Here is an 11,850-nt window from a genome sequence, read left to right as displayed (position 1 = left end):
CAGCACCATTGGCCCCCTAGGGTTAAGGTGCTGAATGACCGAGCTTTCCAACCGCCAGTCCGACATTCTGAACATTGCGCGCGCGTCCGGCCGGGTCACGGTGGAGGATCTGGCCCGGCGCTTCGAGGTTTCGGCGCAGACCATCCGCAAGGACCTGAACGACCTGTGCGACCGCCGGTCGATGACGCGGGTTCACGGCGGGGCGATCATCGCCTCCGGGGTGGAGAACCTTGCTTACGAGGCGCGCCGGTTCGTGGCCGCGGACGAGAAGAAGGCGATCGGCGTGGCGGCCGCGGCGCAAATTCCAAATGGCTGCTCGCTGTTCATCAACATCGGCACCACGACGGAAGAGGTCGCGAGCGCGCTGACGGCGCACGAGGACCTGCTGGTCATCACCAATAACCTGAACGTGGCGATGCTGCTGTATCGCCATCCGCGTATCGAGGTGATCGTGGCCGGCGGGACCGTCCGCCGCGCTGACGGCGCGGTGATCGGCTCGACCGCGAACAACCTGATTACCCAGTTCAAGGTCGATTACGCCATCATCGGCGCATCTGCGATTGATGAAGAGGGCGCATTGCTCGACTTCGACTATCGCGAGGTGCAGGCGGCGCAGGCCATCATCGCCAATGCGCGCAGCGTCATGCTGGTGGCCGACAGCACCAAACTCAGCCGCAATGCGCCCGTCCGCATCGCCCATCTCAGCCAGATCCATACCTTCGTGACCGATCTGCCGCTGCCCGCCGGGCTGCAGGCGATCTGCAACAGCCGCGGCATCGACGTGATCGCGGCGATGCCGGACAAGCCGGCGGACGTCGCGTAACCGCAGTCTGTTCGCCGCACTCACTTTCAAATCCGTCTGACGGCTGACGCCTCAACGCGCCGCGCCGCAAGTCGGATATCCTTCTGATATTATGGATATTTTTGCAGCAGTGCGGTCCGTTGCCCACAAAGTCATCACCACGCTTGCTTTCGCTTATAGTTGTGATTTAATCGAAATCGAAAGCGAAATCGCTATAAATGAAAATAGCGAGCGCCGGGGAGACGTGGTGGGACAGGTTTTCGACCTCGCAATCATTGGCGGAGGCATCAACGGCTGCGGCATTGCCCGCGACGCCGTTGGCCGAGGCAATTCCGTCTTCCTGTGCGAAATGAACGATCTGGCCAGCGGCACCTCGTCGTGGTCGAGCAAGCTTATTCACGGCGGCCTGCGCTATCTCGAATATTACGAGTTTCGTCTGGTCCGCGAGGCGCTGATCGAGCGCGAAGTGCTGTGGCAGATCGCGCCGCATATCATCCGTCCGCTCCGCTTCGTGCTGCCGCATCACGCAGGGCTCCGCCCGGCATGGCTGCTGCGGCTCGGCCTCTTCATGTACGATCATCTCGGCGGGCGGCGTCTGCTGCCGGCCACGCGCACGGTCGATCTCGCCCGCGATCCGGTGGGCCAGCCACTGGCGCGGGGCCGTTTCACCAAGGGCTTTGAATACTCGGATTGCTTCGTCGATGACGCACGCCTTGTGGTGCTCAACGCACGCGATGCTGCGGATCGCGGCGCGGTGATCCGCACGCGCACGCGCGCTGTCGAGGCGAGGCGCGATGGCGATTGCTGGGAAATCCTGCTGGAAGACACGGTCACCGGCGCGAAAAGCAGTATCCAGGCGCGCGCGCTGGTCAATGCCGGCGGGCCGTGGGTGGAAGACGTGCTGAACCGCCGCGCCGGTGTCAATGCAAGGGCGAAGGTCCGGCTGGTGCAGGGCTCGCATATCGTGGTGCGGAAGCTCTACGATCATGACCGGGCCTACACATTCCAGAATGCCGATGGCCGTATCGTTTTTGTCATTCCGTTCCAGAACGATTTTTCGCTGATCGGCACCACGGATCGCGATTACGACGGCGATCCCTCCAAGGTGAAGGCGACGGCGGAAGAAATCACCTATCTGTGCCAGTCGGTAAACGACTATCTCGCCAAAACGGTGAAGCCCGAGGACGTCGTGTGGGCCTATGCCGGCGTGCGCCCGCTCTACGATGACGGCGCCAGCGAAGCCAAGGCCGCGACCCGCGACTATGTGTTCGAGTTCGATGCGCCGGGCGGCCTTCCGCTGCTCTCGATCTTCGGCGGCAAGATCACCACCTATCGCCGCCTCGCCGAGGAGGCGCTGGAGCGGCTGGAACAGTATCTGCCCGGCAAGGCGAAACCCGCCGGATGGACCGGAAGCACGCCGCTGCCCGGCGGCGATCTCGATGTCTCCGCCATCCCGGCGCTCGCGGACGAACTGATCCGCGACAATCCGTTCCTGTCGCGGTCTCTCGCGCTTCGCCTTGCGCACGCCTATGGTACGCGCGCCAGCAAGGTTATCGACAAGGCATCGTCCGCGGCTGACCTCGGACAGGTGTTCGGCGATACGCTGACGGAGCGCGAAGTGCGGTATCTGATGACGCATGAATTCGCGCGCACGGCGGAAGACATTGTCTGGCGGCGGTCCAAGCTGGGCCTGCGCCTGTCCACGGATGAGGTAAAGGCTCTGGACGAGTGGATCGCCGCGCATCGCAGCGGCATGGATGTGCCGCTGAAGGAAGCGGGAGGCCGCGCATGAGCGTTACTCTCGATCATGTGTCGCGCGAGGTGAACGGCGCCAACTGGATCAGCGACGTGTCGCTGACGCTGGAGCGCGGCACGCTGAATGTGCTGCTCGGACCGACGCTCTCCGGCAAGACCTCGATCATGCGGCTCCTGGCCGGGCTCGACAAGCCGACCTCGGGGCGCGTGCTGGTCGATGGCAAGGACGTCACCGGCTTCGATGTGCGCAAACGCTCGGTCGCGATGGTCTACCAGCAGTTCATCAATTATCCGACCCTGACCGTCTACGAAAACATCGCTTCGCCGCTGCGCGTGCAGGGCGTGGCCAGCAGCGAGATCGAAAGCCGCGTTCGGGAGGCAGCGAAGCTGCTCAAGCTGGAGCCGTATCTGACACGCACGCCGCTGCAACTGTCCGGCGGCCAGCAGCAGCGCACCGCGATCGCCCGCGCGCTGGTCAAGGGCGCGGACCTCGTTCTGCTCGATGAGCCGCTCGCCAATCTCGATTACAAGCTGCGCGAGGAACTGCGCAGCGAACTGCCGCGCATCTTTGAAGAGTCTGGCGCGATTTTCGTCTACGCCACGACCGAGCCGTCCGAAGCGCTGCTGCTCGGCGGTCGCACCATCTGCATGGGCGAGGGGCGGGCGCTGCAGATTGGTGCAACTCCGGAGGTCTATCGGCGGCCCGAGACCATGGAAGTCGCCGAAGTGTTTTCCGATCCGCCGCTCAACACGGTCGGGATCGAGAAGAAGAACGGTTCGATCTTTTACTCCGGCGGTGAGCGCGCGTCCGTGGCCGGCCTCTATGAAGGCCTAAGCGACGGGACTTACAAGGTCGGTTTCCGGGCGCACCAGCTTGATGTGGCAACACCGTCCAATGGACGCCACGCATTCGTGACAACGGTCAACGTCACCGAGATCACCGGTTCCGAGAGCTTCGTGCATTTGACGCGCGAGGGCTACAACTGGGTCGCGGTGCTGCCGGGCATTCATGAATTCCTGCCAGGACAGGAGCTGGATGCGGTGCTCGATCCGAACGACCTGTTTGTTTTCGATCAGACTGGCCGGCTTGTCGCCGCGCCGGCAGCTCGGTGAGGGCGCATCATGGCTCGCATCGACCTTGTTGATCTGGCGCATTCCTACGGTGGCGATATTTATGCGCTGAAGCCGATGACCATGACCTGGCGGCAGGGCGGTGCCTATGCGCTGCTCGGTCCTTCGGGTTGCGGCAAGACCACGCTTTTGAACATCATCTCGGGGATCGTCACGCCATCGCATGGCAAGGTGCTGTTCGATGGCAAGGACATAACCAACGCCAGCACGCGCGAACGCAACATCGCGCAGGTGTTTCAGTTCCCGGTGATCTACGACACCATGACGGTCGGTGAAAATCTCGCTTTCCCGCTGAAGAATCGCGGGCTGGCGCGCGATGCGATCGGCAAGCGTGTCGCGGAGATCGCCCATCTGCTCGACCTCACACCCTTCCTCGACCGCAAGGCGGTGCGTCTCAGTCCCGACGCCAAGCAGAAGATTTCGCTGGGCCGTGGTCTCGTGCGCTCGGACGTGGCGGCGGTGCTGTTCGACGAGCCGCTGACGGTGATCGACCCGCATCTGAAATGGGAATTGCGCTCCAAGCTCAAGGCGCTGCATCAGGCGCTCGATCTGACCATGATCTACGTCACCCACGACCAGACCGAGGCGCTGACCTTCGCCGATACGGTGGTGGTGATGCACGACGGTGCCGTGGTGCAGAGTGGCACGCCGGAAGAACTCTTCGCAAAACCCGCGCATACCTTCGTTGGTTACTTCATCGGATCGCCCGGCATGAACATCGTGCCGGCCGAGGTGAAGGGCAATGAAGCGACGATCGGCGGCCATACGATCAAGCTGAACCGCACCTACGGCAGCCTGCCGCTTGGCGCGACAATCGAAATCGGCGTGCGGCCGGAATTCGTCGAGGTTGCGCCACCCGCGCCCGGTCTGCTGTCCGCGAAGATCGAGCGGATCGACGATCTCGGCCGCGTGCGGTTTGCGCGCGTGCGGATAGGTGACGTCAAATTCGCGGCCAAGGTGCCGAACGGCTTCTCGGCGCCCGACAACACAGCCGGTCTCGTGTTCGATCCGGCTCACATGCATGTCTATGCGGACAGTCTTCTGGTCGAGGGGCACGCCTGATGGACAAGACGATCAACAACAAGGCCTGGCTGCTGGTCCTTCCGGTGTTCCTGATCGTGGCGTTCTCCGCGATCCTGCCGCTGATGACGGTGGTGAACTATTCGGTGCAGGACACATTCGGAAACAACAAGTTCTTCTGGAATGGGGTCGGCTGGTTCAAGGAACTGCTTGATCCGAGCACCGATCTCGGCGATCGTTTCCTGGCCTCGCTCGGACGCAATCTGCTCTTCTCCGCGATCATTCTGGCGATTGAGGTGCCGCTCGGCATCCTGGTCGCATTGTCGATGCCACGCGAAGGCTGGCGCGTTGCGGCCTGCCTCGTCATTCTCGCGCTGCCGCTGCTCATTCCATGGAACGTGGTCGGCACCATCTGGCAGATCTTCGGGCGGCCCGACATTGGTTTGCTCGGCTACACGCTGAACAAGATAGGGCTGGACTATAATTATGTATCGAACAGCTTCGATGCGTGGTGCACCATCATTGTCATGGACGTCTGGCACTGGACCAGCCTCGTCGCGCTGTTGTGCTATGCCGGTTTGAAGTCGATCCCCGATGCCTATTATCAGGCGGCGCAGATCGACGGCGCATCGCGCTGGGCGGTGTTCACCGCGATCCAGTTGCCGAAGATGAAGCGTGTGCTGCTGATCGCGGTGCTGCTGCGGTTCATGGACAGCTTCATGATCTACACCGAGCCGTTCGTCGTCACCGGCGGCGGCCCGGGCAATTCCACGACATTCGTGTCCATCGAACTAGTCAAGATTGCGCTCGGACAGTTCGACCTCGGCAAGGCGGCGGCGCTGTCGATCGTCTACAACCTCGTCATCCTGATTGTGTGCTGGGTGTTCTACACCGTGATGACGAACGCGGATAACGAGCGTGCGCAACCGGCGGGAGGCGCGTGATGCATACCATTCCCGGGCGCCGCATCATCCTCGGCCTGTTCCTGATTTTCCTGCTGTTGCCGATCTACTGGCTCGTGAACATGAGCTTCAAGACCAACACGGAAATCGTTACCACGATGACGTTGTGGCCGAACAAGCCGACCCTGATGCACTATCAGCGCATCTTCACGGATTCGAGCTGGTATTCGGGCTACATCAATTCTCTGAAATACGTCATCATCAACACGGTGATCTCGATTTCGTTCGCGTTGCCCGCCGCCTATGCATTCTCGCGCTACCGCTTCCTCGGCGACAAGCACCTGTTCTTCTGGCTGCTGTCGAACCGCATGGCGCCGCCCGCGGTGTTCGCGCTGCCGTTCTTCAATCTTTATTCCGCGATCAACCTGTTCGATACACCATGGGCGGTGGCGCTGGCACACTGTCTGTTCAATGTGCCGCTGGCGGTCTGGATTCTCGAAGGGTTCATCTCCAGCGTGCCGAAGGAGATCGATGAAACCGCGTTCCTCGACGGCTATTCGTTCCCGCGCTTCTTCGTGAAAATCCTGATGCCGCTGATCGCAAGCGGCATCGGCGTCGCGGCGTTCTTCTGCTTCATGTTCTCGTGGGTCGAACTGCTGCTGGCGCGCACGCTGACCTCGGTCAACGCCAAGCCGATTGCGGCAACGATGACGCGCACGATTTCCGCCTCCGGCATGGACTGGGGCCTGCTGGCCGCGGCCGGTGTCCTCACCATCATTCCGGGCGCGCTGGTGATCTGGTTCGTCCGCAACTATATCGCGCGCGGCTTCGCGCTGGGGCGGGTGTAGCCATGGAAAATATCGCATGGATGGCCTGGACGGCCCCGACGGCGATCTTCTTCTGCCTGCTGGCCGGCACGCTCGCGGTCATGACATGGCTCGCGGTTCGCTATCCCGAAGCCGAGCGTGTCGGAATTCTGAGAATCCCCACCACCCGTGGCGACCGGCTGTTCATTTCGCTGATCCTCGCCGCGGTCATTCATCTTTTGTGGATTGCATTTGCGGGCACGGACACGATTGCGACACTTCCCATCGGGGAGGGCGTCGAGGTTTCGAGTCTGTGGATCGCTACCGCCATTTCGCTCGCGTCGGCTGTTGTCATATTTCGCAACGTCTAGCGGGTCGAGAGAAGGCAGATCCGGGATCAACCCGGAGCTGAGGTTATGTTTCAACGGAGGAAACAAATGCGGCATCTAACCGGGAAGTATCGTCTTTTGACGATGGCGAGCGCAGTCGCGTTGATTGCATCGTCGGCTGCGATCAGCGGACCGGCTTTCGCTGACGAAGCGGCGGCCAAGAAGTGGGTCGACAGCGAATTCCAGCCTTCGACATTGTCGAAGGAAGACCAGATGAAGGAAATGCAGTGGTTCATCAAGGCCGCTGAACCCTTCAAGGGCATGGAGATCAATGTCGTTTCGGAAACGATCACCACCCATGAATATGAAGCCGGAACGCTCGCCAAGGCGTTCACCGAGATCACGGGTATCAAGCTCAAGCATGACCTGATCCAGGAAGGCGACGTCGTCGAAAAGCTGCAGACCCAGATGCAGTCCGGCAAGAACGTCTATGACGGCTGGATCAACGACTCCGACCTGATCGGCACCCACTTCCGCTACGGCCAGACCATTGCCTTGTCGGATTACATGGCCGGAGAGGGCAAGGATGTCACCGATCCCTATCTCGACATCAACGATTTCATCGGACGCTCGTTTACGACCGCGCCTGACAAGAAGCTGTACCAGCTTCCCGATCAGCAGTTCGCGAACCTGTACTGGTTCCGCTACGACTGGTTCACCAATCCGGAATACAAGGCGAAGTTCAAGGCCAAGTACGGCTACGAGCTCGGCGTGCCAGTGAACTGGTCGGCCTATGAAGACATCGCGGATTTCTTCACCAACGACATCAAGGAAATCAACGGCGTCAAGGTCTATGGCCACATGGACTACGGCAAGAAGGATCCGTCGCTCGGATGGCGGTTTACCGACGCTTGGCTGTCCATGGCCGGCAACGGCGACAAGGGCATTCCCAACGGTCTGCCGGTCGACGAGTGGGGCATCCGCATGGAAGGCTGCCGTCCGGTCGGCTCAAGCGTCGAGCGCGGCGGCGACACCAATGGACCCGCGGCGGTCTATTCGATCGTGAAGTATCTCGACTGGCTGAAGAAGTATGCTCCGCCGCAGGCGCAGGGCATGACCTTCTCCGAAGCGGGGCCGGTGCCGGCGCAGGGTAATATCGCCCAGCAGATCTTCTGGTACACGGCCTTCACCGCGGACATGGTAAAGCCCGGTCTGCCGGTGATGAACGCCGATGGCACGCCGAAGTGGCGCATGGCTCCTTCGCCGAAGGGCGCGTACTGGAAGGAGGGCATGAAGCTCGGTTATCAGGACGTGGGCTCGGGCACGCTGCTCAAGTCGACGCCGCCGGATCGCCGGAAGGCTGCCTGGCTCTATCTGCAGTTCATCACCTCGAAGACGGTGTCGCTGAAGAAGAGCCATGTCGGTCTCACCTTCATCCGTGAATCCGACATCTGGGACAAGTCGTTCACCGAACGTGCGCCGAAGCTCGGCGGCCTGATCGAATTCTACCGTTCGCCGGCGCGCGTGCAGTGGTCTCCGACCGGCAACAACATCCCGGACTATCCGAAGCTGGCCCAGCTCTGGTGGCAGAACATCGGCGATGCGTCGTCCGGTGCGAAGACCGCTCAGGAGGCGATGAACTCGCTCGCTGCGGCGCAGGACTCGGTACTTGAACGTCTCGAGAAGTCGGGCGTGCAGGGCGCTTGCGGTCCGAAGCTGAACAAGAAGGAGACGGCTGAGTTCTGGTTCGCCAAGTCTGCGAAGGACGGCAACGTCGCGCCGCAGCGCAAGTTGGCAAACGAAAAGCCGAAGGGCGAAACCGTCGACTACGACACGCTGATCAAGTCGTGGCCGGCGACGCCGCCGAAGCGGGCCGAGGCCAAGTAAGGCCCAAACATCCTCCCTGCGTGCCCAAGACGCGCGCACAACTTGAAGGCCGGGCGCAATCCCGGCCTTTTTCATTTTGATGCAGCGCACCTAGTGTCCTGAATCCGAAGTTCGTCTCATTTTGCAGCGCATTCGATAGCGAACTTCGGATTCAAAAGGACACTAGCAAAATATAATTCTAGTGCGGTTTTTGGTTCGCAAGTCCGCAAATGGACGTGCCGAGGAGGCAGCTGCGGACTTGCGAACCGCCAAACTAGCGCGGCTGTTGTTGACACGCCGTCGCCGTTTGAGGTCTGATTGCCAAAAAGCTCGTGCAAAAACGCATAGCAAGTCGACACAAGAACTGAACAAGGCGATCGTTAGGATCGCGGCGTGACCAAATGCGATCGTTAGAATCGCGGCACGTTGGGGGAGGGATAACCGGGATGCTGGACTTCGTTCAGCAGTTGGTGAGCGGTATTGCGCTCGGCTGTGTCTATGGCCTGATCGCACTTGGCTTTGTGCTCGTTTACAAAGCCACCGAAGTCGTCAACTTCGCGCAGGGCGATCTGATGATGCTGGGCGGATTCTTCGCCTTCACCTTCATCAGTCTTCTCGGCTTTAATTACTGGCTTGGCTTTGTCGCCGCGGTGGCGGCGATGGCGCTATTCGGGATGCTCGCCGAACGGCTCGTGGTGAGGCCGATCCTCGGCTATCCGCAGTTTTCGATCATCATGGCCACCATCGGCCTCGGCTTCTTCCTGCGCTCGGTCGCGGGCATGATCTGGGGAACCGACGATCTCAAGATCGAAACGCCGTTCAGCCATGGCGTGCTGCGGCTCGGCAGCCTGGTGCTGGCCTATGACAAGCTCTCGGTCATCGCTGCGACCGTCATTCTCTGCGGCGTGCTCTATCTGTTTTTCAACAAGACCACCCTCGGCACGGCGATGCGCGCGAGTTCGGAGAACATGCTTGCGGCCTATTACATGGGCATCCCGGTCAAGCGGGTGGTCTCGATTGTCTGGGCGATCAGTGCCGCGGTGGCGACCTGCGCCGGGGTGCTGCTCGCGCCCATCACCTTCATTCACTCCAATGTCGGCCTTGTCCTCGGATTGAAGGCATTTCCGGCGGCGGTACTCGGCGGGTTCGGTTCGATTCCCGGCGCGGTGGTCGGCGGGATCATGATCGGTGTGATCGAAAGCATGGCCGGATTTTATCTGCCGCAGGGATGGAAGGACGTCGCCCCTTACATCGTGCTGCTCGCGGTCCTGTTGTTGAAGCCGGAAGGCATCTTCGGCATCCACACGCGGAAGAAAGTCTGAGGGCGCGGCATGCGGTTCCTGTTCAAGACAGACTATAACGACGACATCCGGCTGATCCCCCACAGCGGCTACCTGTGGTCATACGGTGCGCTGCTGATCCTGCTGGTGATCGCGCCGTTCACGCTCTCAAGCTACCTGATGAGCCAGCTCGTGTTCGTCTGCATCTACGCCACGGTCGGCGTGGGCCTGATGATCCTCACCGGTTTCACCGGACAGGCGTCGCTGGGGCACGCGGCGTTTCTCGCCATCGGGGCTTACACCGCCGGCTATCTGCACCAGCTCGGCGTGCCGTTTCCGGTGTATTTTCTTGCGTCCGGCATCCTGACCGGAATTATCGGCGCGATGGTCGGCTTTCCGGCGCTGCGGCTGCAGGGCATCTATCTTGTGATCGCGACGATTTCCTTCGCGCTGATTGTCGAGGAGGTGCTCGCGCGCTGGGAAAGCGTGACCCATGGTAATGATGGTATGCGGGTCAAGACCATCGAATTGCTGGGCAGCACCGTGCCGCGCGACAGCCCGACGTTCTACTACCTCTGTCTCGGGCTTCTGATCCTTGTCATCGTCGGGACGTTGAACCTGATGCGCTCGCCGACCGGCCGCGCATTTGTCGCCATCCGCGACAGCGAGACCGCCGCCAAGAGCATGGGCATCAATGTCGCGCGCTACAAGGTCAAGTCGTTTGCCCTGAGTGCAGCGATCACGGGTTTCGCGGGCTGTCTTTTTGCGCACAAGATGTCCTTCATCAGTCCGGAAATGTTCACGCTGCAGCTCTCCATTGAATTTATCATGGTGATCATCATCGGCGGCGTGCTCAGTTTGCATGGCGCGGTGCTGGGCGCGATCTTCATCGTGATGGTCGATCCGTTCCTGACCTTCCTCAAGGATGATATTCCCGGCCTGATCGCGGGGCTGGCGGCGACGTTCGGCGCGGGAGCGGAGCAGGCGGCGCATATCAAGGCGAACATCGCGGCGGTTGCCTCGGCGAACGGCCTGAAGGGCGCGATCTACGGCCTGATCATTATGTTGTTTATCTTGTTCGAGCCATACGGGATCTATGGCCGCTGGCTGAAGATCAAGCTCTTCTTCCAGCTCTTCCCGCTCTACAAGCGCGCGACCTTCAAGCGGCAGAAGATTTACGTCAAATCGGAGCGGAACCGATGAGCTGTTTCCGCGCGGAAAATATCTCGCTGCATTTCGGCGGCCTGAAAGCGGTGGATTCGGTCAGCTTCGCCGTCGAGAAGGGCGAAATTCTCTCCATCATCGGGCCGAATGGCGCCGGCAAAAGCTCGATCTTCAATTTGATCTCGCGGCTTTATCAGCCGACCTCGGGGAAGCTCTATTTCGAGGATCAGGACATTACCGCCGCGCCGCCCTATGACATCGCCAGGCTCGGCATCGCGCGCACCTTCCAGAACATCGAACTGTTCGAGAACGCCACCGTCCTGAGCAATCTGCTGGTCGGGCGGCACCGGCACTCCACCACGAGCCTGTGGCAAGAGCTGCTGTTTCTGCCGAACGTGCGCCGCGACGAAAAAGCGCATCGCCGCCGCGTCGAACAGGTCATTGATTTTCTTGACCTTGCCGCCCATCGGGACAAGCTGATCTCCGGGCTGCCCTATGGCGTGCGCAAGGTGATCGAACTGGCCCGTGCCCTGTGCACCGAGCCGAAGCTGATCCTGCTGGACGAGCCGTCATCCGGGCTGAATGTGGAGGAGACCGACGACATGTCGTTCTGGATCCGCGACATGAAAACCGAGCTCGGCATCACCGTGCTGATGGTCGAGCACGATATGACGCTGGTCAATCGCGTCTCTGACCGGGTGATCGCGCTGAACTACGGCCGTGTGCTGGCGATGGGCGCGCCGGCCGAGGTGCAGGCGCATCCCGATGTCGTCGCCGCTTATCTCGGCACATGAG

11 protein-coding genes are annotated in these 11,850 nt (G+C 61.0%); all 11 read left to right on the top strand.

Translation table 11 applies throughout. The features are described from left to right. Positions 1-34: 34 nt before the first annotated feature. Positions 35-823: a DeoR/GlpR family DNA-binding transcription regulator gene (locus HMPREF9696_RS09725; protein WP_002712819.1), complete on the top strand. Its 789-nt coding sequence runs from the start codon at positions 35-37 to the stop codon at positions 821-823. Positions 824-1,049: 226 nt separating this feature from the next. Continuing rightward, positions 1,050-2,594: a glycerol-3-phosphate dehydrogenase gene (gene glpD / locus HMPREF9696_RS09720; protein WP_040301949.1), complete on the top strand. Its 1,545-nt coding sequence runs from the start codon at positions 1,050-1,052 to the stop codon at positions 2,592-2,594. Beyond that, the gene (locus HMPREF9696_RS09715) at positions 2,591-3,670 is read left to right on the top strand and encodes an ABC transporter ATP-binding protein (protein ID WP_002712817.1); all 1,080 of its coding nucleotides are present in this window, start codon (positions 2,591-2,593) and stop codon (positions 3,668-3,670) included. Before glpD ends, HMPREF9696_RS09715 begins: the two co-directional genes overlap by 4 nt. A gap of 9 nt (positions 3,671-3,679) precedes the next feature. After that, complete coding sequence (locus HMPREF9696_RS09710) at positions 3,680-4,750, top strand: ABC transporter ATP-binding protein (protein WP_002712816.1); 1,071 nt, start codon at positions 3,680-3,682, stop codon at positions 4,748-4,750. Beyond that, entirely contained in the window at positions 4,750-5,652 is a 903-nt protein-coding gene (locus tag HMPREF9696_RS09705) for a carbohydrate ABC transporter permease (protein WP_002712815.1), read from the top strand. The genes HMPREF9696_RS09710 and HMPREF9696_RS09705 overlap by 1 nt, the downstream gene beginning before the upstream one ends. Further along, the gene (locus tag HMPREF9696_RS09700; RefSeq protein ID WP_002712814.1) at positions 5,652-6,458 is read left to right on the top strand and encodes a carbohydrate ABC transporter permease; all 807 of its coding nucleotides are present in this window, start codon (positions 5,652-5,654) and stop codon (positions 6,456-6,458) included. The genes HMPREF9696_RS09705 and HMPREF9696_RS09700 overlap by 1 nt, the downstream gene beginning before the upstream one ends. Positions 6,459-6,460: 2 nt before the next feature. Continuing rightward, the gene (locus tag HMPREF9696_RS09695) at positions 6,461-6,787 is read left to right on the top strand and encodes a DUF2160 domain-containing protein (RefSeq protein ID WP_002712813.1); all 327 of its coding nucleotides are present in this window, start codon (positions 6,461-6,463) and stop codon (positions 6,785-6,787) included. A 66-nt stretch (positions 6,788-6,853) separates the two neighbouring features. Continuing rightward, positions 6,854-8,632 (top strand): ABC transporter substrate-binding protein, encoded by a 1,779-nt coding sequence (locus HMPREF9696_RS09690; RefSeq protein ID WP_002712812.1) that lies wholly within the window; start codon positions 6,854-6,856, stop codon positions 8,630-8,632. A 425-nt stretch (positions 8,633-9,057) separates the two neighbouring features. After that, positions 9,058-9,933 carry a branched-chain amino acid ABC transporter permease gene (locus tag HMPREF9696_RS09685; RefSeq protein WP_002712811.1) on the top strand — a complete coding sequence of 292 codons (876 nt, stop codon included), beginning with the start codon at positions 9,058-9,060 and terminating at the stop codon, positions 9,931-9,933. Positions 9,934-9,942: 9 nt separating this feature from the next. Further along, positions 9,943-11,094 carry a branched-chain amino acid ABC transporter permease gene (locus HMPREF9696_RS09680; protein WP_002712810.1) on the top strand — a complete coding sequence of 384 codons (1,152 nt, stop codon included), beginning with the start codon at positions 9,943-9,945 and terminating at the stop codon, positions 11,092-11,094. Beyond that, positions 11,091-11,849: an ABC transporter ATP-binding protein gene (locus HMPREF9696_RS09675; protein ID WP_002712809.1), complete on the top strand. Its 759-nt coding sequence runs from the start codon at positions 11,091-11,093 to the stop codon at positions 11,847-11,849. The genes HMPREF9696_RS09680 and HMPREF9696_RS09675 overlap by 4 nt, the downstream gene beginning before the upstream one ends. Position 11,850 lies beyond the last annotated feature (1 nt).

The organism is Afipia clevelandensis ATCC 49720 (genome assembly GCF_000336555.1).
GTDB classification, from domain to species: Bacteria; Pseudomonadota; Alphaproteobacteria; order Rhizobiales; family Xanthobacteraceae; genus Afipia; species Afipia clevelandensis.
This window is presented reverse-complemented; position numbering and strand designations above follow the sequence as displayed.

What these genes read in the sequence shown, in the direction of transcription:
- HMPREF9696_RS09725 (WP_002712819.1), top strand. Translation starts at nt 35, where the DNA reads ATGACCGAGCTTTCCAACCGCCAGTCCGACATTCTGAACATTGCGCGC.
- HMPREF9696_RS09715 (WP_002712817.1), top strand. Translation starts at nt 2,591, where the DNA reads ATGAGCGTTACTCTCGATCATGTGTCGCGCGAGGTGAACGGCGCCAAC.
- HMPREF9696_RS09710 (WP_002712816.1), top strand. Translation starts at nt 3,680, where the DNA reads ATGGCTCGCATCGACCTTGTTGATCTGGCGCATTCCTACGGTGGCGAT.
- HMPREF9696_RS09705 (WP_002712815.1), top strand. Translation starts at nt 4,750, where the DNA reads ATGGACAAGACGATCAACAACAAGGCCTGGCTGCTGGTCCTTCCGGTG.
- HMPREF9696_RS09700 (WP_002712814.1), top strand. Translation starts at nt 5,652, where the DNA reads ATGCATACCATTCCCGGGCGCCGCATCATCCTCGGCCTGTTCCTGATT.
- HMPREF9696_RS09695 (WP_002712813.1), top strand. Translation starts at nt 6,461, where the DNA reads ATGGAAAATATCGCATGGATGGCCTGGACGGCCCCGACGGCGATCTTC.
- HMPREF9696_RS09690 (WP_002712812.1), top strand. Translation starts at nt 6,854, where the DNA reads ATGCGGCATCTAACCGGGAAGTATCGTCTTTTGACGATGGCGAGCGCA.
- HMPREF9696_RS09685 (WP_002712811.1), top strand. Translation starts at nt 9,058, where the DNA reads ATGCTGGACTTCGTTCAGCAGTTGGTGAGCGGTATTGCGCTCGGCTGT.
- HMPREF9696_RS09680 (WP_002712810.1), top strand. Translation starts at nt 9,943, where the DNA reads ATGCGGTTCCTGTTCAAGACAGACTATAACGACGACATCCGGCTGATC.
- HMPREF9696_RS09675 (WP_002712809.1), top strand. Translation starts at nt 11,091, where the DNA reads ATGAGCTGTTTCCGCGCGGAAAATATCTCGCTGCATTTCGGCGGCCTG.